Origin of the sequence: uncultured Pelagibacterium sp. (assembly GCF_963972885.1) — a bacterium.
Classification (GTDB): domain Bacteria; phylum Pseudomonadota; class Alphaproteobacteria; order Rhizobiales; family Devosiaceae; genus Pelagibacterium; species Pelagibacterium nitratireducens.
Window position 1 is genome coordinate 1 of the sequence record NZ_CAXAXY010000029.1, and the last position, 21164, is coordinate 21164.

Sequence of the window (21164 nt, forward strand, 5' to 3'; positions counted from 1 at the left end):
CTAGACCTCGGTCTGGGCGCCTTCCGTTGCCGTCTTGACAGGGCTCGGCGCCGGCTCATCGTGCGGCGCGTATCTGTTGAGCAGGGGCAATTGGCTCATGGCGAAAACCATGGTCAGCGGCATGATGCCCCAGACCTTGAAGGCTACCCAGAAATCGTCGGAAAAATTGCGCCAAACGATCTCGTTGATCGCGGCGAGCACGAAAAAGAAGAGGCCCCAGCGCAGGGTCATCAGATACCAGCCACGATCCTGAAGCTTGTAGACCTCGCCAAATACATAGCGCAGCAGGGAGTGGCCAAAGGCCAACCCACCGAGCAGCACCGATCCGAACAGCACATTGGTGATCGTGGGCTTGAGCTTTATGAAAAGCGCATCCTGAAAATAAAGCGTCATCCCGCCGAAAACCAGGACCACGACCCCTGTGACCAGCGGCATGACCGGAATGGACTTAAGGATCAGCTTGGAGAGCACCAGCGAAATGGCCATGGCGACCATGAAGACGGCGGTGGCAAAGATGATCGGCTGGCTGAACCAGGTTTGAAGCACAGGGAACGCCTCAAGGATGTTCTCGCCCTGCGCATTGACGAGAAAGAAGACGACAAGCGGCCCCAACTCCAGCGAAAGCTTGCTCAACGCGGGTTTTATATCCTCAATGCCCGCTTCGGCGGGTTTGGGTTGGCTTTGCGCCATAATCTTACTCCTTGCCCGCGATCGCGCGGGCGAAATCTGTGGCCCTGAAGGCTTCGAGGTCGCCTATCGCTTCCCCGACGCCGATGAAATGGATGGGCAGTCCGAATTTCCTGGCGATGGCAACGAGGATGCCGCCGCGCGCAGTGCCGTCGAGCTTGGTCATCACCAGGCCCGTCACCCCGGCCTTTTGACCGAAGATTTCGACCTGATTAAGGGCATTCTGGCCCGTTGTGGCATCCAGTGTCAAAAGCGTGGCGTGCGGAGCGTCCGGATCGCGCTTTTTGATGACCCTGATGATCTTTTCGAGCTCGTCCATCAGTTCGGTCCGGTTCTGCAACCGTCCGGCGGTGTCGATGATGACCACATCGGTCCCGGTGTCCTGGGCTTTTGCCACGGCGTCGAACGCCAGACCCGAAGCGTCGGCGCCGGTCGGGCGGGTCATCACCTCGACGTCGTTGCGCTGACCCCAGACCTGAAGTTGTTCGACGGCTGCGGCGCGAAACGTGTCGCCGGCAGCCAGAAGCACGGATTTGCCCTCGGTCCTGAGCTTGGCCGTCAGTTTGCCGATGGTGGTTGTCTTGCCCGAGCCATTGACGCCGACCATGAGGATCACGAAGGGGCTTTTCGTGCCATCGATGGTCAGCGGCACCGCCACGGGGCCTAGCGTGGCCTCGACTTCGGCGGCGAGCACCTCCCGGACCTCCTCGGTCGAAACATCCTTGTCGAATTTCTCGGCGCGGAGCTTTTCGGTGATCGCCATGGCCGTGTCGATGCCCAGATCGGCTGCGATCAGTGTGTCTTCAAGGTCCTGCAGCGTGGCCTCATCGAGCTTGCGCTTGGTGAAGATGGCGCCGATCGAGGACGAGAGACTGTCCGAGGAGCGCTTGAGGCCGGCGCTGAGGCGCTGCAGCCAGTTCTGCGGTCGGGCCGGTTCGTCGACAGCAGGAGCCGGCTCGGGTTCGCTTGCTGCAGGCTCTTCGGGGTCGGACACGATCTTGTCTTCAATCGCATCGGGCCGCTCAAGCGGATCGGTCACGTCGTCCGGTGTGGGCGGTTCGTGCTCGGGGGGATTGGGATGGCCTTTTTCGAGCCATTCGGCCTGCATTTCGGGCGGAGCCGCGTCGCGGGTATCCTCGGTGTCGGCTGTCGGCTCGGGCGCCGGTGCCTGGCGCTTTTCGCGCAGGGCGTCCAGCGCTTCCTCTTCGCCACGCGGCTCCTCGGTGGCGCGCTCCATGGCTTCCTGGGCTTCCGATTTCGGCTGAGGTTTCTCGCCGAACAGGCGGCCCCAGAAACCGGGCTTTTTGTCTTGGGTCATGCAGCAACCTTATCGCGGCGGGCAATTAGCCCGTCCGGGGATGTTCCATCGATTTCGGCGGTAACGATATCGCCAGGCCGTGCGCGCTCAACGGCAACGGGAATGAACTGTTCCGTGCGCCCCATGCCGTCGCGTTCGACCAGGATGTTTTCGGTTTTTCCAATCCGCGAGGCGCACAGTTTTGCAAACTGGGTCTCGCCCAGTGCGCGCAGCCGGGCCGCCCGTTCCTTGGCCGTACGCCGGGAAATCTGCGGCATCCGTGCCGCGGGTGTGCCTTCACGCGGGGAAAATGGGAAGACGTGCAGATAGGTCAGATCGGCTTCGGTCACGAAACGCAGTGTATTTTCAAACATTGCGTCGGTTTCGGTGGGAAACCCTGCGATGATATCGGCGCCAAATACCATATCGGGCCGCAGGCCGCGCAGTTTTTCCACGATCCCCAGCGCATCGGCGCGGCTGTGCCGGCGCTTCATGCGCTTTAAGATCATGTCATCGCCCGATTGCAGCGAGAGATGCAGGTGCGGCATCAGGCGCGGGTCGGTTACGGCTTCATAGAGCGCGGGATCGGCTTCGATGGAATCGATCGATGATATGCGCAGCCGCGGCAGGGACGGGACGTGTTTGAGGATCGATTGCGTGAGCTTTCCCAAAGTCGGCGAGCCGGGCAGATCAGCGCCATAGGAGGTAATATCGACCCCGGTCAGGACCACTTCGGCATAGCCATTGTCCACGAGGCGTCTGATCTGGTCGACCATGACGCCCATGGGCACCGAGCGCGAGGGGCCACGTCCAAAAGGGATGATGCAGAAGGTGCAGCGGTGATCGCACCCGTTCTGGACCTGAACGAAAGCGCGGGCCCGCCCGTCGAGCCCGTCGATCAGGTGGCCGGCGGTTTCGGTCACGCTCATGATGTCGTTGACCTGGACCTTGTCGTTGAGCGGCTCCCCGAACGCGATAGGCCGATAGCTTTCGGCCCGAAGCTTGTCGTTGTTGCCGATCACCAGATCGACCTCGGCCATGTCGCCGAAATCGCGCGCCTGAGTTTGCGCAGCGCAGCCGGTGACGATGATCCTGGCGTCGGCATTCTCGCGTCTCGCCTTGCGGATAGACTGCTTGGCCTGCCGCACCGCTTCGGCGGTCACCGCGCAGGTGTTGATGATGATTGCGTTCTCGAGGCCGGACTTTTGCGCCTCAGCCTTCATCACTTCGGACTCGTAGGCATTGAGCCGGCACCCGAAGGTTATGGTCTCTATGCTCATGCGGCATCCTCTCCGAGAAGAGCGGGCGGGATCAAACCTTGCCCGTCCAGCATCCATGGACCGGTCATCAGGATGTGGTCATCGGAAACCCGCCATTCGATTTCGAGTGGCCCGCCTGGCAGCTCGATCGTCACCTTGCGGCCTGTCAGCCCCTTGCGGGCCGCGGCCACGGCGGTGGCGCAGGCGGCGGTGCCGCAGGCCAGCGTCAAGCCCGCGCCGCGCTCCCAGACATTGACCTTGATCCGGTCATCCGAAATCACCTGAGCCAGCGTGATGTTGGCGCGCTCGGGAAAGATCGGGTGGTTTTCTAGCAGCGGGCCGAACTTGGCCAGATCGTGGGCATCGAGATCCTTGACCCAGAAGATGGCATGCGGATTGCCGACATTGACCACGGATGGGGTGTGGAGGATCGGCGCATCGATGGGCCCGATCTGCAATTCGATGCCGGTGGTATCCGAAAACGGCTCGGCGAGTGGGATCTGTTCCCAACCGAAACGGGGCACGCCCATATCGGCCGTGACCATATCGCCATCGGTGCGGGTCGCAAGAATGCCGGCATTGGTGCGGATTGTTATCGCATTTCTGCCCGTTTCATCGGCAACCAAAGCCGCAATGCAGCGCGTAGCGTTGCCGCAGGCGTCAACTTCGCCACCCTCGGCATTGTAGATGCGCATGAACACATCGACGCCCTCGACCGTGTCAGGCTCCATGACGATCAGCTGGTCACAGCCGATGCCGTTAGCCCGATCCGAAATGGCGACAATCTGCTGGCGCGACAGCGCGATTTTCTGCGCGCGCGCGTCCAGAACGACGAAGTCGTTTCCAAGGCCATTCATCTTGAGATAGGGCAGTGGCGCGGTCATTTTCGGGCTTTTCGGCTCAACCAAAGGGTATCTTTGGCTTATATGGCGCAAAAGTCTTGCGATTTCCACCTTTGCACCCGATCGTGCGGCAATTGACTCCGCGTACGCGCATCCTTATAAGCCGGCTCGACCTTCTGTCAGAAACGATGGATTTGCGAGTCACTAGGCAACCCGAGAGGTTTCCGGTCAACATCCGCCAGCGCGTTGCGCCCGCGGGTGCGCTTTGCATTTGACCGCTTGGGCCCCATATTCGCATCTATCCTGACACGAACGAAATGAGCGAAGTATGTTTGAAAGCCTGTCAGACCGCTTGGGCAAGATCTTTTCCGGGATCACCGGAAGAGGTGCGCTGAGCGAAGCCGATGTGCAAACCGCGCTGCGCGAGGTTCGCCGCGCGCTGATCGAGGCCGACGTTTCGCTCGAAGTGGTGCGCGCCTTTACCGAGCAGGTCGGCGCGCGCGCCGTGGGCGCGGAAGTCACCCGGTCGGTCAAACCCGGTCAGCAGGCCATCAAGATCGTTCATGATGAGTTGGTGGCGGTTCTGGGCGAAGAAGCCTCGCCCATTTCGCTCAATGCTCCCTCGCCGGTGCCAATCCTTATGGTCGGCCTGCAGGGCTCGGGCAAGACCACCACCACCGGCAAGATCGCCAAACGGCTCAAGGACAAGCAGAACAAGCGCGTTCTGATGGCCTCGCTCGATACGCGCCGCCCGGCCGCCATGGAGCAGCTCAAGACGCTCGGCAGTCAGATCGGTGTCGATGTGCTCGAGATCGTCCCCAACCAGTCGGCGGTCGAGATTGCCAAGCGCGCCATTTCGACGGCCAGGACCGGTGGCTACGATGTGGTGATGCTCGATACGGCGGGCCGCACCCATATCGACGAAGAGCTGATGGAAGAGACCGCCGAGATCAAGCGCGTCTCCAATCCGCACGAAATCCTGCTTGTCGCCGACAGTCTGACCGGTCAGGACGCCGTCAATCTGGCGCGATCGTTCGATGCACGCGTCGATATCACCGGTATCGTTCTCACCCGCGTCGACGGTGACGGGCGCGGCGGTGCGGCGCTTTCCATGCGGGCTGCGACCGGCAAGCCGATCAAGCTGATCGGTGTGGGCGAAAAGATGGATGCGCTGGAAGATTTCCATCCCAGCCGTATCGCTGACCGTATTCTGGGCATGGGCGACATCGTCTCGCTGGTCGAAAAGGCCGCGGCGAACGTCACGGCCGAAGACGCCGAGAAAATGGCCAAGAAGCTCAAGAAGGGTCAGTTCGATCTCGACGATCTTATGGGCCAGCTTTTGCAGATGAAGAAGATGGGCGGCATGGCCTCGCTCATGAAGATGATGCCGGGCATGGGCAATATGGCCAAGAACCTGCCCAATGGCCGCACCGACGACAAGGTGTTCGATCGCCAGGTCGCCATCATCCAGTCGATGACCAAAAAGGAACGTGAAAAGCCCGATCTGCTCAACGCTTCGCGCCGCAAGCGCATCGCAGCGGGTTCGGGCGTCGAGGTTTCGGAAATCAACAAGCTCATCAAGATGCATCGCCAGATGGCGGACATGATGAAAAAGGTTTCGCGCGGCGGGCCGGGCGGTCTGGCCGGCATGTTCGGCGGCATGGGCAAGCAGATGATGGGTGGCATGCCCGATATGGACCCGGCCCAGATCGAACAGATGACAAAGCAGATGGGAGGTGATCCTTCCAAGCTGCCTGATGATTTTTCCAAGCTCGTCAAACAGGGTGGGGGCGGAATGTCCGGCCTCCCCGGACTTGGCGGCTCGAAATTACCGGGGCTCCCGGGACTGCCCGGATTGCCGGGCAAAAAGAAGTAAACCGACTTAAACCTACCCAAGCAGAAAGACCAAGACACAATGGCTACCAAGATCCGCCTGGCTCGCGCCGGCTCCAAGAAGCGCCCCTACTATCACGTCGTCATTGCCGACGTCCGCTCGCCGCGTGACGGCCGCGTTATCGAGCGCATCGGTTCGTACAACCCGATGCTCGAAAAGGGCGACGAAAAGCGTGTCGTGCTCGATATCGAGCGTGCCACCTATTGGCTGCAGAGCGGCGCCCAGCCGACCGATCGCGTCGAGCGCTTCCTTGATGCCGCCGGTCTTTTGAAGCGGGCTGCCAAGAGCAATCCCAACAAGGCAAAGCCGGGTGCCAAGGCGCTTGAACGCCTCGAGGAGAAAAAGGCTGCTGAAGAAGCTGCCCGGGAAGCTGCTGCCGCTCCGGCTGAAGAGGCCGCCCCTGCCGAAGACGCTCCCGCCGCTGAAGAAGCCAGCGCCGAGTAAGACCGGTGACCGGGCGCAAAATGCCTGAAGACCGCATTCTCATGGGCCGCATTGGCGCGGCCCATGGGATCAAGGGCGAGGTGCGCATCACAGCGTTCACCGAAGACCCCCTGGCCATTGCCGATTACGATCCGCTCGAAACCGACCGTGACGGTCTTTCGATCTCGATCGCCAAGGCACGGCTGGCCAAGACGGTCGTCATTGCGACGCTCAAGGGCATTACCGACCGTAACGATGCCGAAAGGCTCAACGGCGTTTCGCTCTATGTGAGCCGTGACCGGCTCGACGAGCCTGACGAAGACGAATTTTATTATGCCGATTTGATCGGGCTCGAAGTCCGGCTGGCCGATGGTGCGGTGCTGGGCACCATTTCCGCCATCGAGAATTTCGGCTCCGACGATCTTTTGGACATCAAGCTCGCCGAAACCCGCAAATCGGTCTATCTGCCGTTCACCAAGGCCGTGGTTCCCGATCTCCACATCGCCGATGGGTATATCGTGGCTGTCCCCCCCGAAGGCTGGCTCGAGGATACGCCGCGCGATCCTGAAGATGTCGAGCCGGACGAAGGCCGATGAGCTTTCGCGCTTCGGTCGTCACGCTGTTTCCCGATCTTTTTCCCGGTCCGCTTGGTGCGTCCGTTATCGGTCGCGGCATGGAAAAGGGCGCATGGTCGCTCGAAACGCATTTTCTGCGCGACTATGCCAGAGACAGGCACCGGACGGTCGACGACACGCCCTCGGGTGGCGGTGCGGGGATGGTGTTGCGACCCGATATTCTTGCTGCGGCGCTTGACGATATTGCGCCAGAGGAGGATCCGCGCCCCAGAATCGTCATGAGCCCACGCGGCAGACCGTTGACGCAGGCGCGCGTTCGCGACCTTGCTGCGGGTCCTGGTGCAGTGATCGTCTGCGGGCGTTTCGAAGGCATCGACCAGCGGGTCATCGACGCGCGCAATCTCGAGGAAATCTCGATCGGCGATTACGTGCTGGCCGGCGGGGAAGTGGCGGCCATGGTGCTGCTCGAGGCGGTGGTGCGACTGTTGCCGGGGGTTCTCGGCGCTGCCGAAAGCCATGCCGATGAGAGTTTCGAGAACGGGCTTCTCGAATATCCGCAATACACGCGACCGCAGGCTTTCGAGGGACACGAGATCCCCGAAATCCTGACCTCCGGAGATCATGGCCGGATCGAAAGATGGCGCAGGGAACAATCGGAAGCCCTGACCCGGCAAAGACGGCCCGATCTATGGGCCCGCTATACCCAAAAGCCCTAGACTCCTGGGCGCATGGCGTGTATAGCGCGCTCGACTATGGGATGAGCACATCCCGCCGTCCAAACAAGACCGGGCCCAAAAGGGCTCCCATGAAAAGATAGAACGGAAAACGAAATGAACATTATCCAGCAGCTCGAAAAAGAGCAGCTCGAAGCGCTTGTTGCAAAGCGCGCCGTCCCCGAATTCTCCCATGGCGATACCGTCAAGGTCTGGGTCAAGATCCGTGAAGGCGAAAAAGAACGCCTTCAGGCCTATGAAGGCGTCGTGATCGCCCGCACCGGCGGTGGGCTGATGGAAAGCTTTACGGTCCGCAAAATCTCGTATGGCGAAGGCGTGGAACGTGTGTTCCCGGTCCATTCGCCGATGATCGACCGCATCGAAATTCTCAAGCGCGGCAAGGTCCGGCGCGCCAAGCTTTACTACCTGCGCGATCGTCGCGGCAAGTCGGCGCGTATCTTTGAATCGACCAATGCCCGCACCAAGAAGATCGAGGCCGATGAGCGTCAGGCCGCCGTCGAGGCCCGCGCCGCGCGCGAAGCCGAAAAGGTCGCGGCCGCCGAGGCTCTTGCCGCCGAATTGGCAGCAAAGGAAGCAGCTGAAAAGAAGGCCGCCGAAGAGGCTGCCGCAGCAGAGGCCGCAGCAGAAGCAGAAGCTCCTGCTGGAGAGAGCAAGGGCGAATAAGCCCTTAATCTCGCGTGTCAGTTTTGAAAAGCCCGGTCCTTGGCCGGGCTTTTTTGTGCGCGTTGGGAATAAATCGGCGGGCCGTGGTGTCTAACAGGGGTGAGGGCGTGCGCTGGGCGCATTGGCCCCGACATGCACCAAGGGAGACATCATAATGACTTTCCGCCTTTTCGCTTCGCTGGCCACCGGCGCGGCTGCACTTGTTCTTTCGGCTGGCGCGGCCTTTGCCGCCCCTGACGTTCAGACGCTTGAAACTGATATCGGCGAGGTGATCGCCGATTCCGAAGGCATGGTGCTCTACACCTTCGCCAATGACGAGCCGGGCGTCTCCAATTGCTATGAGCAGTGCGCCGTCAACTGGCCGCCCTTTTTCGCCGAGGAAGGGGCTATGGCCGAAGAGCCCTATTCGATCGTCGAGCGCACCGACGGCACTCTGATCTGGGCCAAGGATGGCTGGCCGCTCTATTACTGGATCAACGATACCGAGCCCGGCATGACGTCGGGCGACGGGGTCGGCGGCAATTGGGACGTCGCACGCCCTTGATGCTAGACTGTCCGGCGCGGCCCTTTCCTGGTCGCGCCGGGACCAGCGGATGCGTGAAGCGCTTTTGACCCATTTACCGGCGCTCCGGCGCTATGCCCACGGTCTTGCGGGCAATCGGGAAGAGGCTGAAGACCTCCTCCAGGGCACGCTGTTGCGTGCTGTCGAGCACAACAGGCAATGGCGGGGTGAGAACGGCAGGAGCTGGCTTTATGCCATCATGACCAATCTCAACCGCAACCGGTTGCGAACCAAGGCGCGCCAACCGCTGCTGCAACCGATCGATGACGATCTGGCCGTGTCCGATGATGCGCCGGCGCCCGACCCTTTGCTGCACAACACCTTGATGCGCGCGCTCGATACGCTCAGCCCCGAGGCTCGGGCGATCCTGCTTCTGGTTGCCATCGAAGGTTGCGCTTACGCCGAAGTCGCCCAGATCCTCGACATGCCGATCGGAACCGTCATGTCGCGATTGTCGCGGGCCCGTCGGCAATTGAGCGAGCTTTTGGCCCATAAATCCATAACCTCTTTTTCGAACCGATGATGTCTGACGCCAATGACGAGTGAAACCGGCAACCCAGTATCTGAAGACGAGCTTCACGCCCTTGTCGATCGGCGACTGGACGTGGACCGTGCAGCGCAGGTGCGGGCCTATCTCGATGCCGATGGTGAGCTGGCCAATGAGGTGGAAAACTGGCGCACAAATGACGCGGCGCTTTCCGAAATCCTCTCGGCCTATGCCTATGGAGAGGCGTCCGATATTCCCGCGCCAACCCGCGTGGGCTCATCGCGGTTTGGCGGCTGGCCGGCAATGGCTGCGGCCGTGCTTGTCGCGTTCGGCTTGGGGGGCGGGTCGGGTTATCTGGCGCGCGGGATGGCCCAGCCGGCGGGCCAGGTGGCGGACACGGGATCGGGATGGCTCGAAGTGGCGGCGCGGGACGTGTTCCTGACCTATGTGCGCGAAGTGCGTCACCCGGTCGAAGTGGACGCATCCGAGCGCGATCATCTGGTCAATTGGCTCGGCAACCGTATCGAAAAGCCCTTTACGGCGCCCAGTCTGGGAGATCTCGGGTTCGAACTGGTCGGAGGGCGATTGTTGCCGGTCGGGGGAAAGCCCGGCGCAATGCTGATGTATGAAAATGCCCAGGGCGACCGGGCCACCATCCTGATGGCGCGCAATGCCGGCGCCCGCGACACGGCATTTCAGTTTTCCCAAGATCTGGGGGTCAACACGTTCCGCTGGATCGACGGCCCCCTGGCCTATGCGATTTCGGGGTTTCTCGATCGCGGCTCGCTCGAAGACATTTCGCGTGAGGTTTACGCCCATTTCGAAAACATCTAATCGAGGGGTGAACCGCACACGCACGGCCTGCGTTGGACTGACATGAGCGATTTTTCGGGCGCCACGATACATGCAAATTTGGGCGAAGCCTTTTTCGACCCCGTCCATCCGGCCGATTTCCCGCAGACGGTTTTGCGCTATCGCAACCAGCGCTGGGCAAAACGTATGGGGCTGGCCGGATTGACCGAGGTGCAATGGGTCGAGCATTTCGGCCGCTTCGCGCCGCTGCCGGGCAGTTTTGAGACGCCGCTCGCCCTTCGCTATCACGGGCATCAGTTCCAGAGCTACAACCCCGACATCGGCGACGGTCGCGGGTTTCTGTTCGCGCAGGGCCACGATCTGGCCGACGGTAAACTGCGTGATTTCGGCACCAAGGGATCGGGCGTGACGCCCTTTTCGCGAGGCGGCGATGGCAGGCTCACGCTCAAGGGCGGGGTGCGGGAGGTGCTTGCCACCACAATGCTCGAAGCGCTTGGAGTTGAGACCTCAAAGAGCTTTTCCCTTATCGAAACGGGCGAAGCACTTTATCGCGGCGATGAGCCCTCGCCGACCCGCTCGTCGGTTCTGGTGCGGCTTTCGCACTCCCACATCCGCGTGGGCTCCTTCCAGCGCCTCGATTATCTGGGTGATCAGGCCGGTATTGCCGAACTGGTCGCGCACGCCATCGCTCACTACTATCCCGAGCTTGCAGATGCACCCGCCGAGGCGCAGGTTCCGGCATTCCTAGGGGCGGTGGCCGAAAATGTTGCCAGGGTCACCGCACAATGGATCGGGGCAGGGTTTGTTCATGGTGTACTTAACACCGACAACACCAACATCACCGGCGAGAGCTTCGACTATGGTCCCTGGCGGTTCCTTCCGGTCTATGATCCGCGCTTTACTGCGGCCTATTTCGATCAAACCGGTCTTTACGCCTTCGGCCGGCAGCCCGATGCGATGGCCTGGAACCTGACCCGGCTGGCCGAATGCCTCGTGCCGATTTCGAGCGTTGAAAAGCTCGAACCCGAACTCAATCGATTCTGGCCCCAATTTCAGTCTCAGCTTGCCAGGGTCATCATTGGCCGGCTGGGTCTGGTCTCTCGTGGCCCGGCCGAAGATGGCGAACTGGTGTCGGCGCTTTTTGCCTTCATGGCCGCCGAGCGGCCTGCCTATGAGCAGGTGTTTTTCGACTGGCGGGGCGGGCTTGCTTCGGAAAAGCGTGCGTTGTCGGGTCCCCAGGCGAAAGCTTATGGCGGCGAAACGTTCCTGGCCTTCCGCGCGCTCCTGTCGAACTATGCGGTGGCGCCAAATGCCAATCTTTCCCACCCCTATTTTGAGCGCGCGAGGCCGCGCACCTTGCTGATCGAGGAGGTCGAGACCATCTGGGCGCCGATTGCCGAGGCCGATGACTGGACGGCGTTTGCGGCGGCAATCGAAGAGATCGAGGATATGGGCCGGGCCCATGGAGTTGAAACTTTCACCATCAATTGACTGGCGGGGTCAGAGTTGAGCGCGTACAAAACACGCCCATGAACACCCTTTGGCTCCGGCTCCGTCTTGCCGCTACCCTATGTCTCGTCACCCTGCCGGCGGGCGCCGTCGAGATCAGCAGCTCAGCGGATGCCGTCGTTGAGCTTTTCACGAGTCAGGGATGCTCGCGGTGTCCCGACGCCGATCGGCTTCTGGCCCAGCTGGGGGAGCGTGAGGATATCGTCGCTCTCGCCTATCATATTGATTATTGGGATTATATCGGCTGGGAGGATACGTTCGCCCTTCCGGAGAATACCGAGCTGCAGAAGGGCTACGCCCAAAGCTGGGGCAAGAACCGGATTTACACCCCGCAGATGGTCATCAATGGCCAGAACGCGGTCGTGGGTTCGGACGCCATCGAGGCCGAGCAGGCCATCAGCCAGGCAGTATCCCTGCTTCCGGTCACGCTGAGGGCCAACGGATCGGATTCGGTGGTTTTCAGCGCGCCGGCCGACGAGACCTTGTCGTCGGCCATTGTCTGGGTGGTTCCGTATCGGGCCCGGGCCGACGTCATGATCGAGCGGGGAGAAAATTCAGGGCAGGCGCTGACCTACACCCATATCGTCACCGCGCGCCAGGCCATCGGAATGTGGAATCCACTTGAGGGTGCCGAGATCACCATTCCTCTCGAAGAGGTCCTGGGCCCCGATTCGGATGGTGCCGCGGTCATCGTTCAGGAAAAGGATGGCGCCCTGCCCGGGCGTGTCCTTGGCGCCTCTACATTCATCCGCTGACATCGGTGACAAAGAAAACGCCCCGGCGTTATCTGACCGAGGGGCAAGAGGATCGTGTTGAAGGACGCAGAGCCTTCCAATGGCGCCGGAAAAGTCCGGGAAGGGCGCCGGCCTGCTGGATCCATGGTTTGGGGGCTCGGTGGATCCAGAGGCCGGCTACTGGAGGCAATGATCTAACGTTAGCTGCGCAAAATGGCGCAAGAAGGGTCCGATTGTGGCCCAAATCCGGTCAATTGGAGGAAAGTTTGCGCCAACTGTTCTTGCAGTTGGCTCTTGCCAGCGCGCGCGAACGCGGCAATCATCGTCAACAGATTGTCACATCCGCATGGAGGTAGCCCGGTTTGAGCGAGCGCTTCGACAGCAAGAAGGGCGATGTCTTCCCCTTTTCACCCAACCGCTCCACAAGCCGGCCCGTTCCTGTAGTCAGCTTCGACCGCAAGGAACTTGCACTGATCCTCAACGTCTATGGGCGCAAGGTTTCAGCAGGCGAGTGGCGCGATTATGCCCTGGATTTCGGGCGCGAACGGGCTATGTTCTCGATCTATCAGCGCACCTCTGAACGCCCGCTGTTCGTTGTCGAGAAAAACCCCAGGCTTGCCCGCCGCCAAGGACAATACATGGTGCTGGGCAGCGACGGGCGCGTCCTCAAGCGCGGCCATGAACTTTCCAGCGTGCTGCGCATACTCGACCCGCAACTTCACGTGGTGCGGTAGGGTCCACCCTGCCGGCAGTCAAAACAAAAAGGCCGCGGAAATCGATCCGCGGCCTTTTGTATTGGTTCGTTCAGACCTGCGGGCGGACCCGCAGATTATGTCCTATTCGCGATTGCCGAACAGACGCAGCAGCATCAGGAACAGGTTGATGAAGTCGAGATACAGGGTCAGCGCGCCCATGATGGCGAGCTTGCCCAGGCCTTCGTGACCGATATTTTCGGCATAGGCTTCCTTGATCTTCTGGGTGTCATAGGCGGTCAGGCCCACAAAGATCACCACGCCGATCGCCGAGATGGCGAATTCGAGAGCCGAGCTCTGCAGGAAGATATTGACCACCATGGCGATGATGATGCCGATCAGGCCCATCATCAGGAACGAACCCATTCCGGTCAGGTCACGCTTGGTCGTGTAGCCATAAAGGCTCATCGAGCCGAACATGGCGGCGGTGATGAAGAACACCTTGGCGATCGAAGCGTCCGTATAGACCAGAAAAATCGACGAGAGGGACAACCCCATAAGGGCGGCAAAGCCCCAGAAGGTTGCCTGCGCGGCGCCGAAGGAGAGCTTGTTGATGCCGAACGAGAGCACCAGCACAAAGGCGAGCGGAGACAGCGCCACGACCCACATCAAGGGGCTGGTGTAGAGCAGAACGCCCCACTGGGTCAGATATGTGCCATTGGCCATCTGGGCCGCGGCTGCAGTGGAGTCTGCGGTGACGGCCAGCTGGTTGCCGAAGAAAGCGATCAGGCCGGTGACCACAAGGCCGATGCCCATGTAATTGTAAACGCGCAGCATGTGGCTGCGCAGACCCTCGTCGATGGCGGCGGCCGTGCCTACGCGCCCGGCGACGGTCTGACGGTCGTATTGTGCCATTTTCCGTTCCATCCTCAGTTAAAAATTGGCTATCTAGCAACCAGAGCGGCCCCATGCCGTTCCTGGCCCTGCCAGTTGCCGATTAATATGGAGATGGGGCGTTGAAATTACAAGCGAAACCGGTCGACCAAAGCAGGTCTCACCGAGGGCTGACGGGTTTTTGATCGCCGGCCAGCATGGATGTGATAGGCTTTGATTCGGCCGCGCCGGATCGGGCCGGTCGGCCGGGACATGGAGGGCTTTCGCTCATGCCCAGGCTGTTTACCGGTTTGCAGATCCCCGAGGATATTGCATTCGTCCTCTCGCTCAAGCGGGGCGGGCTGTCTGGCGCCCGCTGGATCGATCCGGAAAATTATCACGTCACTCTGCGTTACATCGGCGATATAGATCATCGAATGGCAACCGAGGTGTTCGATGCGCTCGAAATGCATGCCGATGTCGAACCCTTCGATCTGACCATTTCCCATCTTGGCGTTTTCGGCGGCAATAAGCCGCGGGCGCTTTACGCAGCCATCGAACCCTCCGAGCCCCTGATGCGCCTGCAAGCGAGTCAGGAAAGGCTGCTGCAGCGCGTCGGGCTCAACCCCGACGGACGCAAGTTCATTCCCCATGTCACGCTGGCGCGCCTGCGCGATACCGGTCCAGGTGATCTGGCGCGCCATATTGCCCAGGCTGGGCATTTTGCACCCATGCGGTTTTCCGTCGACGAGTTCGTGGTGTTCTCGAGCCGGGATTCGGTGGGTGGTGGGCCCTATATCGTCGAGCAGGATTATCCGCTGGCCGCCTAGGGCCTGTTCATTCAGCCCGCGTTCAGTCGCGCCGGGCCATAAATCACACACAGATTTGAGGTTGATCAGGCCCAATTCCGGCCAAATTCATCCCTAGTTTGTGTCCCGGTCGGGAAATGCCGCGCGTATTTGCTCCTTGGTAACCATAATGGGTGCAGAAAGAGCGGCAGTCATGTGCATTTACGAGAGAATTAAGGGGAAGGGTTTGGCGATGAATTCATCGTTTCGCAGCCACATCCGCCGCACGGCAGCCGCTCTGGTGTCCGGTGCGGTCGTGCTTTGTGCCAGCCCGGCGGCCTTTGCCGCCGACAATCTGGGAACCTTCGACTTCTGGACGGCGTGGACCGATACCGATGGTGGCGGCAAGATCTGCTACATCTCCTCGACACCCCAGACGAGCGAACCCACAAACGTCAACCGCGGGGCGATCCATTTCATCGTCACCATCCGGCCCACCAACCGCAACGAGGTGGCGACGATCGTGGGCTATCCGATCCATGAAACCAACGCCAATGCTTCGGTGTCGGTCGATGGGCGGTCATATCCCATGGTGACCCAGGGGGAATCGGGCTGGCTGGCCTCCATTGAGGATGAGCCGGGATTTGTCGGCGCCATGCGGGCGGGATCGAACATGGTGGTTCGCGCCACCTCCCAGCGCGGCACAGATACAGTCGATACCTATTCGCTGCGCGGGGTTACCGCCGCCCTCAACGAGGCTAATGAGGAATGCCCTCAATAGCCCGACCCGCTTGCCTAAAAAGCGGCAATTTGGCAAAGGTCGGGTCCGCCCGGCCTTTTGCATTTGAACCGGCCCAGATCATTTAGGACTATTTTTGATGGCATCGCGTTTCGCCAATATTGTTGCCCTTGCCGCTATCGTGACAGGGGTCTGGCTGTCGCCAGCTGTGGGGCAGTCGGTGCGCATTCTGGGCGAACACAATGCCTGGACGGCCTATGCGACGGCCGAAAGCGCGGGGCAGATCTGTTTCGTGCTTTCGCGTCCCACCAGCACCGAGCCCATCCCGGCCGGATTTACGGAAGCCTACTTCTATATCACCCACCGCCCGGCGCAGGGCATACGCTCGGAAATCAATCTGGTTTCCGGATATCAATTTGCCCCCGAGAGCAGCGCGACGCTGACCGCGGGCAGCCAGGACTTCGAGCTCTTTACCGAAGGCGACGCTGCCTGGATGGCTGACCCGTCCCAGTCGGCAAATGCCGTACAGGCCATTCGCGCCGGATCCACCATGTCGGTGACCGGCACCAGCGCCGACGGCCAGAGCATTCGCCAGACGTTTTCGCTTTCCGGAGCCACGGCCGCCGGGCGCTCGATGGATGGGGCCTGTTAGCGCCGGCTTTGCGCTCATTGGCTGATTGTGCTAGAGGCTGGCCTGGACGCGCGCTGCCAGCTTGAATCTGGCACGCCCAGATCCATATACCGCGAACCCTCACAATTTTTCTGGAACTACCGCCCATGAGTCTGGCGCTCAATATCGATCATGGATCCGTGCCGCGTCCGCAAAAATCCGGACCGATCGATCTGCTGGGTCTTTCCAAACAGCAGATCAGCGCGCGACTGGCCGATACCGGGCTTTCCGAGCGCGATTCGCGCATGCGGGCCAGCCAGCTCTGGAACTGGATGTATGTGAACGGGGCCACCGATTTCGGGGCCATGAGCAATATCGCAAAGGGGTTGCGCGCCGATCTGGCCCAGGCCTTCACCATCGGGCGCCCCGAAATCGTTTCCGAACAGGTTTCCAACGACGGCACGCGCAAATGGCTGTTCCGCTTTCGCGATCCGGCACATCCCAACATGCCGCCGGTCGAAGTCGAAACCGTTTATATTCCCGAATCCGATCGCGGAACGTTGTGCGTTTCCTCGCAGGTGGGCTGCACGCTCACATGTTCGTTCTGTCATACCGGCACCCAGAAGCTCGTCCGCAATCTTACCGCCGGAGAAATTCTCGGCCAGGTGATGATGGCGCGCGAACGGCTCGGGGATTTTCCCGGTGGCGTCCGGCCCACCGACGGGCTGGTGCCGCATGGGGAAAGCCGTGCCATCACCAATATCGTGATGATGGGCATGGGCGAGCCGCTCTACAATTACGAGAACGTCAAGCAGGCACTGCTCATAGCTTCGGACGGAGAAGGGCTTTCGCTCTCCAAGCGCCGCATCACGCTCTCGACCTCTGGCGTCGTGCCCCAGATCGAGCCAACGGGCTCTGAAATCGGGGTCATGCTGGCCATTTCGCTCCATGCCGTGCGCGATGATCTGCGCGACGTTCTGGTGCCGATCAACAAGAAATGGCCGCTCGAGGAATTGCTTGAGGCCTGCCGGACCTATCCGGGGGTTTCCAACGCCAAGCGCATCACATTCGAATATGTAATGCTCAAGGGCATCAACGATTCCGACGCCGACGCGCGCGAACTGGTGCGGCTTCTGGCCAAAATTCCGGCCAAGATCAATCTGATCCCGTTCAATCCCTGGCCGGGTTCGAACTATGTATGCTCGGACTGGGACCGGATCGAATCGTTTGCCGATATCGTCAACCGGGCCGGCTATGCCTCGCCCGTCAGGACGCCGCGCGGCCGCGATATCTTCGCCGCCTGCGGGCAGCTCAAATCGGAGACCGAACGGCTCAAGAAGAAGGACCGCGAGGCCTTCATGCTCTGAGGAGCACCATGATCACCGTCAAACTGCTCGACGAAACCGATCTCGACCTTTTGCTGTCGGCGGACACTTCGGTGTTTGATGGACCCATCCAGCCCGATCTCGCCAAAGCCTATCTGGCCCATCCCGATTATCTCATCGCTTTGGCCAGCGACGAGGGCGGGGTCGTGGGCATGGCGACGGGCCTTTATTATTTCCATCCCGACAAGCCGCTCGAATTCTTTGTCAACGAAATTGGAGTGGCCGAAGGCCATCAGCGGCAGGGTATCGCCAAGCTGTTGATGACAAAGCTTTTCGATGCCGCGCGTCAACGCGGCGTCAAATATGCGTGGGTCGGAACCGAACAGGACAATGGTCCCGCCAAAGCGCTTTATGCGGCGCTCGACGGCAAGGGGCAGGATATGGCCTATTACGAATTCGACCTCGGCGATCGTTGAGGTCCGGCCTTAGCGCCGGAAGGACACGTCCTCGCGCGTGCGGTGGCTGGCAATGATCCAGATGGCGTGGATCAGGCCGGGGATGTAGCCGAGCAGGGTCAGCACGATGTTGAGCCAGAACTGCAGGCCGAACCCGACGCGCAGGAAGACGCCGAGCGGGGGAATGAGGATCGACAACAAGATCCGGATGAAATCACCAAAGGTCATATTTGCGGTCCCATAATCTGAAAGTGCTTGGAATATGGGGATAAGTCCGGGAAGGGCAAGTCCGTTCCCTGTCAGCTAGCCCTCGCCCCGTATCCACTCGATGTGGAACCGGCCGCGCCCCTCATCGGCCAGCAGCCCGGCAAGGATCGGCAATAGCGTCCGCATTTCCTCTTCGAGCACGAAAGGCGGATTGACCACCACCATGCCGGTGCCGTGCAGGCGCGGCGGCGTTGAGGGCAGCCGTATGGTCAATTCGAGACGCAGGATCTTGGCAATTGATGTCGCCCTTAAGGCCTTTGCGTAGGATTGGACATCCCTTGGATCCTTGATCGGATACCAGAAGGCATAGGTGCCGCCCGGCCAGCGCGCATGGGCCTTGACCAGCGCCTGGGTCATGCGCTCGAACTCGCCCTTGACCTCGAAGGGTGGGTCGACCAGCACGAGGCCGCGTTTTTCCTTGGGCGGCAAATGGGTGCCGATCGCGGCCCAGCCATCGAGCTGGGTCACCCGTGTCTGGATGTCGCCCGCGAAATTTTCCCTGAGCGCTTCGGCGTCGGCGGGATGCAACTCGAGCGCCATCAGCCGGTCCTGATCGCGCAGCATGTGCCGGGTGATAAAGGGCGAGCCGGGATAATGGCGCAATTGGCCGTCGGAGTTCTGTGCCGCTACCGCCGCCAGATAGGGCGCCACCAGTCCTGCCACTGGTTCGGGCAATTCAGCGGCCATCAGGCGTGCGATCCCCTCGCGCCATTCGCCGGTTCTGCCGGCTTCATCACCGAGAAGGTCGTAGAGGCCGACGCCGGCATGGGTATCGATCACCCGAAACGCAGCCTCCTTGCGCATCAGATAGGCAAGGATGCGGGTGAGGATAATGTGTTTGACCACATCTGCGAAATTGCCCGCATGGAAGGCGTGGCGATAGTTCATGGGCGGGCTATTTTCTGGCTTCGGCCGTCAGGATGGTTACAGCAAAGGCGGCAAAGACGGCGGCAAATGACCAGTTGAGGGCCTTTTGAATTCGCGTCGAGCGCATCAGTGTTTCGGTCAGCCATTTCGCACCGAACACGATGGCGATGACGATGGGCAGGGAGAGAACCACGAATTCAACACCCAGAAAGATCAGCTTGGCCGCCGCATGCGGGTCTGCTGCCGAAACGAACTGGGGCAGGAACGTCACGAAAAACAGCGCCACCTTGGGATTGGTCAGATTGATGCCCAACCCCGTCAGATAGGAGTTTTTAAGGCTGGGCACCTTGCCGGAGGCGCGCGCTACCGTCAGCCCCGTCCCCGAGCGAATTGCGGCAAAGGCAAGCCAGAGCAGATAGACCGCACCGGCGATTTTGAGCGTCCAGAAGGCCGCCGGTGCCGTAACGATCAGGATGGAAATGCCGAAAGCCGCCAGCATTGTGTGCACGGCAATCCCCGTGACCGCGCCGGCCACCGTCGCAAACCCGTGTCTGGACCCGAAATTGACGGTTCGGGAAATAAACAGCGCCATGTCCGGCCCGGGCGTTATGGCCAGAACGATGGCGGCAAGGGCGAAAGCGAGAATGATCGAAAGGTCGGGAGCATAGACCAGCATGGCGCGTATCCGCAAAATCAGAACGGGGCAGACCATGCGCGTGCGCGATGCGCTTCGCAACCCGATTTTTGCGGCAATATGGACAGGCCGGGCGCGATCTGATTAGTGTCGCGCCAACTTATCCTGAGCCATCAAAGCGGTTATCGGTCACGCCATGAGCAAAGACATCAATAAAGTCGTCCTCGCCTATTCGGGGGGGCTCGATACCTCCATCATCCTCAAATGGCTCAAGCAGGTCTATGACTGCGAGGTGGTGACTTTCACCGCCGATCTGGGGCAGGGCGAAGAGCTCGAACCGGCCCGCCAGCGCGCTGAGATGATGGGCATCAAGGAAATCTATATCGAGGACCTGCGCGAAGAGTTCGTGCGCGATTTCGTTTTTCCCATGTTCCGCGCCAATGCGCTTTATGAAGGCGTTTATCTCTTGGGCACCTCGATCGCCCGCCCGCTGATCGCCAAACGCCTCGTCGAAATCGCCGAGGCGACCGGCGCCGATGCCGTGGCGCACGGCGCGACGGGCAAGGGCAACGATCAGGTGCGGTTCGAGCTTTCCGCCTATGCGCTCAATCCGGGTATTCGGGTGATCGCCCCCTGGCGCGAATGGGATCTTCAGAGCCGTACACGGCTCATCGAATTTGCCGAACAGAACCAGATCCCGGTGCCAAAAGACAAGCGCGGCGAAGCGCCGTTCTCGGTCGACGCCAATTTGTTGCACACGTCCTCTGAAGGCAAAGTGCTCGAAGACCCGGCCATCGAAGCCCCCGATTACGTTTATCAGCGCACCGTCGATCCCGTGGACGCCCCCGATACGCCGCAAACCATCACCATCGGGTTCGAAAAGGGCGATGCGGTTTCGGTCGATGGCGAAAGACTGTCGCCCGCCAGCTTGCTCACCAGGCTCAACGAACTGGGTGGCAAGCACGGCATCGGTCGCCTCGATCTGGTCGAAAACCGTTTTGTGGGCATGAAGAGCCGCGGCATTTACGAGACGCCGGGCGGAACGATCCTGCTCGCGGCCCATCGCGGCATTGAATCGATCACGCTCGATCGCGGCGCGGCGCATCTCAAGGACGAGATCATGCCCCGTTATGCGGAGTTGATCTATAATGGCTTGTGGTATTCCCCCGAGCGCGAAATGCTCCAGGCGCTGATCGACAAGAGCCAGGAATTGGTGGCCGGCGAGGTCACTCTCAAGCTCTACAAGGGCTCGGCCAATGTGGTGGGGCGTTCTTCGCCAAACTCGCTCTATTCGGAAGATCTCGTCACCTTCGAAGAGGGCACCGGGACCTATGACCACCATGATGCCGAGGGCTTTATCAAGCTCAATGGGCTGCGGCTGAAAACTTTTGGCGCGCGCAAGCTGCGCCTGGCCCGCGGTCAGTAAAGGAACGGC

General features: G+C 60.8%; 25 protein-coding genes. 17 read left to right on the forward strand and 8 right to left on the reverse strand.

Annotated elements, in window-relative coordinates:
• Genes AACZ55_RS07000 through dapF form a run of 4 tightly spaced genes read right to left on the reverse strand, consistent with a single transcriptional unit; the run spans position 1 to position 4127 of the window.
• Positions 1-690 carry a septation protein A gene (locus AACZ55_RS07000; RefSeq protein WP_339644573.1) on the reverse strand — a complete coding sequence of 230 codons (690 nt, stop codon included), beginning with the start codon at positions 688-690 and terminating at the stop codon, positions 1-3.
• Between the two features lie 4 nt (positions 691-694).
• On the reverse strand, positions 695-2005 hold the full coding sequence (gene ftsY, locus AACZ55_RS07005) for a signal recognition particle-docking protein FtsY (RefSeq protein WP_339644575.1): 1311 nt from the start codon (positions 2003-2005) through the stop codon (positions 695-697).
• Positions 2002-3264 (reverse strand): tRNA (N(6)-L-threonylcarbamoyladenosine(37)-C(2))-methylthiotransferase MtaB, encoded by a 1263-nt coding sequence (gene mtaB, locus AACZ55_RS07010; RefSeq protein WP_339644578.1) that lies wholly within the window; start codon positions 3262-3264, stop codon positions 2002-2004. The genes ftsY and mtaB overlap by 4 nt, the downstream gene beginning before the upstream one ends.
• Complete coding sequence (gene dapF, locus AACZ55_RS07015) at positions 3261-4127, reverse strand: diaminopimelate epimerase (protein WP_339644581.1); 867 nt, start codon at positions 4125-4127, stop codon at positions 3261-3263. Before dapF ends, mtaB begins: the two co-directional genes overlap by 4 nt.
• 286 nt (positions 4128-4413) lie before the next feature.
• On the opposite strand from dapF, the gene ffh reads away from it, so the two are divergent.
• The 11 genes from ffh to AACZ55_RS07070 all read left to right on the forward strand — a co-directional run bounded on the left by ffh (position 4414) and on the right by AACZ55_RS07070 (position 13213).
• Positions 4414-5961 carry a signal recognition particle protein gene (gene ffh / locus AACZ55_RS07020; RefSeq protein WP_339644584.1) on the forward strand — a complete coding sequence of 516 codons (1548 nt, stop codon included), beginning with the start codon at positions 4414-4416 and terminating at the stop codon, positions 5959-5961.
• Positions 5962-6000: 39 nt separating this feature from the next.
• Positions 6001-6423, forward strand: coding sequence for a 30S ribosomal protein S16 (gene rpsP, locus AACZ55_RS07025; RefSeq protein WP_338608444.1), 423 nt, complete (start codon positions 6001-6003; stop codon positions 6421-6423).
• Positions 6424-6443: 20 nt separating this feature from the next.
• Complete coding sequence (gene rimM, locus AACZ55_RS07030; protein ID WP_339644589.1) at positions 6444-6998, forward strand: ribosome maturation factor RimM; 555 nt, start codon at positions 6444-6446, stop codon at positions 6996-6998.
• A complete protein-coding gene (trmD, locus tag AACZ55_RS07035) occupies positions 6995-7693 on the forward strand; it encodes a tRNA (guanosine(37)-N1)-methyltransferase TrmD (protein ID WP_339644592.1) in 699 nt (232 codons plus the stop codon). Before rimM ends, trmD begins: the two co-directional genes overlap by 4 nt.
• A 114-nt stretch (positions 7694-7807) precedes the next feature.
• Positions 7808-8374, forward strand: coding sequence for a 50S ribosomal protein L19 (rplS, locus tag AACZ55_RS07040; protein WP_339644595.1), 567 nt, complete (start codon positions 7808-7810; stop codon positions 8372-8374).
• A 154-nt stretch (positions 8375-8528) separates the two neighbouring features.
• Positions 8529-8918, forward strand: coding sequence for a hypothetical protein (locus AACZ55_RS07045; protein WP_338608448.1), 390 nt, complete (start codon positions 8529-8531; stop codon positions 8916-8918).
• Positions 8919-8967: 49 nt separating this feature from the next.
• A complete protein-coding gene (locus tag AACZ55_RS07050) occupies positions 8968-9459 on the forward strand; it encodes an RNA polymerase sigma factor (RefSeq protein ID WP_338608449.1) in 492 nt (163 codons plus the stop codon).
• Positions 9460-9471: 12 nt separating this feature from the next.
• A complete protein-coding gene (locus AACZ55_RS07055; RefSeq protein WP_339644598.1) occupies positions 9472-10257 on the forward strand; it encodes an anti-sigma factor in 786 nt (261 codons plus the stop codon).
• A 42-nt stretch (positions 10258-10299) separates the two neighbouring features.
• Positions 10300-11727, forward strand: a complete 1428-nt coding sequence (locus AACZ55_RS07060; protein WP_339644600.1) for a YdiU family protein — start codon at positions 10300-10302, stop codon at positions 11725-11727.
• Positions 11728-11765: 38 nt separating this feature from the next.
• Positions 11766-12500: a DUF1223 domain-containing protein gene (locus AACZ55_RS07065; protein WP_339644602.1), complete on the forward strand. Its 735-nt coding sequence runs from the start codon at positions 11766-11768 to the stop codon at positions 12498-12500.
• Positions 12501-12841: 341 nt separating this feature from the next.
• Positions 12842-13213, forward strand: coding sequence for a DUF2794 domain-containing protein (locus tag AACZ55_RS07070; RefSeq protein ID WP_338608453.1), 372 nt, complete (start codon positions 12842-12844; stop codon positions 13211-13213).
• Between the two features lie 102 nt (positions 13214-13315).
• Here the strand turns inward: AACZ55_RS07070 and AACZ55_RS07075 are convergent, their stop codons facing one another.
• Entirely contained in the window at positions 13316-14086 is a 771-nt protein-coding gene (locus tag AACZ55_RS07075) for a Bax inhibitor-1/YccA family protein (protein WP_338608454.1), read from the reverse strand.
• Between the two features lie 248 nt (positions 14087-14334).
• Between AACZ55_RS07075 and thpR the strand changes: the two genes are divergently transcribed.
• From thpR to AACZ55_RS07100, 5 genes are all read left to right on the forward strand, one after another.
• Positions 14335-14874, forward strand: coding sequence for an RNA 2',3'-cyclic phosphodiesterase (gene thpR, locus AACZ55_RS07080; protein WP_338608455.1), 540 nt, complete (start codon positions 14335-14337; stop codon positions 14872-14874).
• Positions 14875-15085: 211 nt separating this feature from the next.
• Positions 15086-15613, forward strand: coding sequence for an invasion associated locus B family protein (locus tag AACZ55_RS07085; RefSeq protein WP_338608456.1), 528 nt, complete (start codon positions 15086-15088; stop codon positions 15611-15613).
• A 97-nt stretch (positions 15614-15710) separates the two neighbouring features.
• Positions 15711-16223, forward strand: coding sequence for an invasion associated locus B family protein (locus tag AACZ55_RS07090; RefSeq protein WP_339644607.1), 513 nt, complete (start codon positions 15711-15713; stop codon positions 16221-16223).
• Positions 16224-16348: 125 nt separating this feature from the next.
• Positions 16349-17548, forward strand: coding sequence for a 23S rRNA (adenine(2503)-C(2))-methyltransferase RlmN (rlmN, locus tag AACZ55_RS07095; RefSeq protein WP_339644610.1), 1200 nt, complete (start codon positions 16349-16351; stop codon positions 17546-17548).
• 8 nt (positions 17549-17556) lie between these two features.
• Positions 17557-17982, forward strand: a complete 426-nt coding sequence (locus AACZ55_RS07100) for a GNAT family N-acetyltransferase (RefSeq protein ID WP_339644613.1) — start codon at positions 17557-17559, stop codon at positions 17980-17982.
• Between the two features lie 9 nt (positions 17983-17991).
• On the opposite strand, the gene AACZ55_RS07105 is transcribed toward AACZ55_RS07100, so the two are convergent.
• The 3 genes from AACZ55_RS07105 to AACZ55_RS07115 form a co-directional block, all read right to left on the reverse strand.
• On the reverse strand, positions 17992-18189 hold the full coding sequence (locus AACZ55_RS07105) for a YqaE/Pmp3 family membrane protein (protein ID WP_339644616.1): 198 nt from the start codon (positions 18187-18189) through the stop codon (positions 17992-17994).
• A gap of 75 nt (positions 18190-18264) precedes the next feature.
• A complete protein-coding gene (locus AACZ55_RS07110; RefSeq protein WP_339644619.1) occupies positions 18265-19116 on the reverse strand; it encodes a 23S rRNA (adenine(2030)-N(6))-methyltransferase RlmJ in 852 nt (283 codons plus the stop codon).
• Positions 19117-19123: 7 nt separating this feature from the next.
• Complete coding sequence (locus AACZ55_RS07115) at positions 19124-19771, reverse strand: LysE family translocator (protein WP_338608462.1); 648 nt, start codon at positions 19769-19771, stop codon at positions 19124-19126.
• Between the two features lie 154 nt (positions 19772-19925).
• On the opposite strand from AACZ55_RS07115, the gene AACZ55_RS07120 reads away from it, so the two are divergent.
• Positions 19926-21155: an argininosuccinate synthase gene (locus AACZ55_RS07120; protein ID WP_338608463.1), complete on the forward strand. Its 1230-nt coding sequence runs from the start codon at positions 19926-19928 to the stop codon at positions 21153-21155.
• Positions 21156-21164: the final 9 nt, after the last annotated feature.

Coding starts and splice junctions, on each gene's coding strand:
- AACZ55_RS07100 (WP_339644613.1), top strand. CDS start 17,557: ATGATCACCGTCAAACTGCTCGACGAAACCGATCTCGACCTTTTGCTG.
- AACZ55_RS07110 (WP_339644619.1), bottom strand. CDS start 19,116: ATGAACTATCGCCACGCCTTCCATGCGGGCAATTTCGCAGATGTGGTC.
- AACZ55_RS07075 (WP_338608454.1), bottom strand. CDS start 14,086: ATGGCACAATACGACCGTCAGACCGTCGCCGGGCGCGTAGGCACGGCC.
- AACZ55_RS07000 (WP_339644573.1), bottom strand. CDS start 690: ATGGCGCAAAGCCAACCCAAACCCGCCGAAGCGGGCATTGAGGATATA.
- AACZ55_RS07085 (WP_338608456.1), top strand. CDS start 15,086: ATGAATTCATCGTTTCGCAGCCACATCCGCCGCACGGCAGCCGCTCTG.
- thpR (WP_338608455.1), top strand. CDS start 14,335: ATGCCCAGGCTGTTTACCGGTTTGCAGATCCCCGAGGATATTGCATTC.
- AACZ55_RS07055 (WP_339644598.1), top strand. CDS start 9,472: ATGACGAGTGAAACCGGCAACCCAGTATCTGAAGACGAGCTTCACGCC.
- AACZ55_RS07115 (WP_338608462.1), bottom strand. CDS start 19,771: ATGCTGGTCTATGCTCCCGACCTTTCGATCATTCTCGCTTTCGCCCTT.
- AACZ55_RS07045 (WP_338608448.1), top strand. CDS start 8,529: ATGACTTTCCGCCTTTTCGCTTCGCTGGCCACCGGCGCGGCTGCACTT.
- trmD (WP_339644592.1), top strand. CDS start 6,995: ATGAGCTTTCGCGCTTCGGTCGTCACGCTGTTTCCCGATCTTTTTCCC.
- rpsP (WP_338608444.1), top strand. CDS start 6,001: ATGGCTACCAAGATCCGCCTGGCTCGCGCCGGCTCCAAGAAGCGCCCC.
- rplS (WP_339644595.1), top strand. CDS start 7,808: ATGAACATTATCCAGCAGCTCGAAAAAGAGCAGCTCGAAGCGCTTGTT.
- ffh (WP_339644584.1), top strand. CDS start 4,414: ATGTTTGAAAGCCTGTCAGACCGCTTGGGCAAGATCTTTTCCGGGATC.
- rlmN (WP_339644610.1), top strand. CDS start 16,349: ATGAGTCTGGCGCTCAATATCGATCATGGATCCGTGCCGCGTCCGCAA.
- AACZ55_RS07060 (WP_339644600.1), top strand. CDS start 10,300: ATGAGCGATTTTTCGGGCGCCACGATACATGCAAATTTGGGCGAAGCC.
- AACZ55_RS07120 (WP_338608463.1), top strand. CDS start 19,926: ATGAGCAAAGACATCAATAAAGTCGTCCTCGCCTATTCGGGGGGGCTC.
- ftsY (WP_339644575.1), bottom strand. CDS start 2,005: ATGACCCAAGACAAAAAGCCCGGTTTCTGGGGCCGCCTGTTCGGCGAG.
- dapF (WP_339644581.1), bottom strand. CDS start 4,127: ATGACCGCGCCACTGCCCTATCTCAAGATGAATGGCCTTGGAAACGAC.
- rimM (WP_339644589.1), top strand. CDS start 6,444: ATGCCTGAAGACCGCATTCTCATGGGCCGCATTGGCGCGGCCCATGGG.
- AACZ55_RS07105 (WP_339644616.1), bottom strand. CDS start 18,189: ATGACCTTTGGTGATTTCATCCGGATCTTGTTGTCGATCCTCATTCCC.
- AACZ55_RS07065 (WP_339644602.1), top strand. CDS start 11,766: ATGAACACCCTTTGGCTCCGGCTCCGTCTTGCCGCTACCCTATGTCTC.
- AACZ55_RS07090 (WP_339644607.1), top strand. CDS start 15,711: ATGGCATCGCGTTTCGCCAATATTGTTGCCCTTGCCGCTATCGTGACA.
- AACZ55_RS07050 (WP_338608449.1), top strand. CDS start 8,968: ATGCGTGAAGCGCTTTTGACCCATTTACCGGCGCTCCGGCGCTATGCC.
- mtaB (WP_339644578.1), bottom strand. CDS start 3,264: ATGAGCATAGAGACCATAACCTTCGGGTGCCGGCTCAATGCCTACGAG.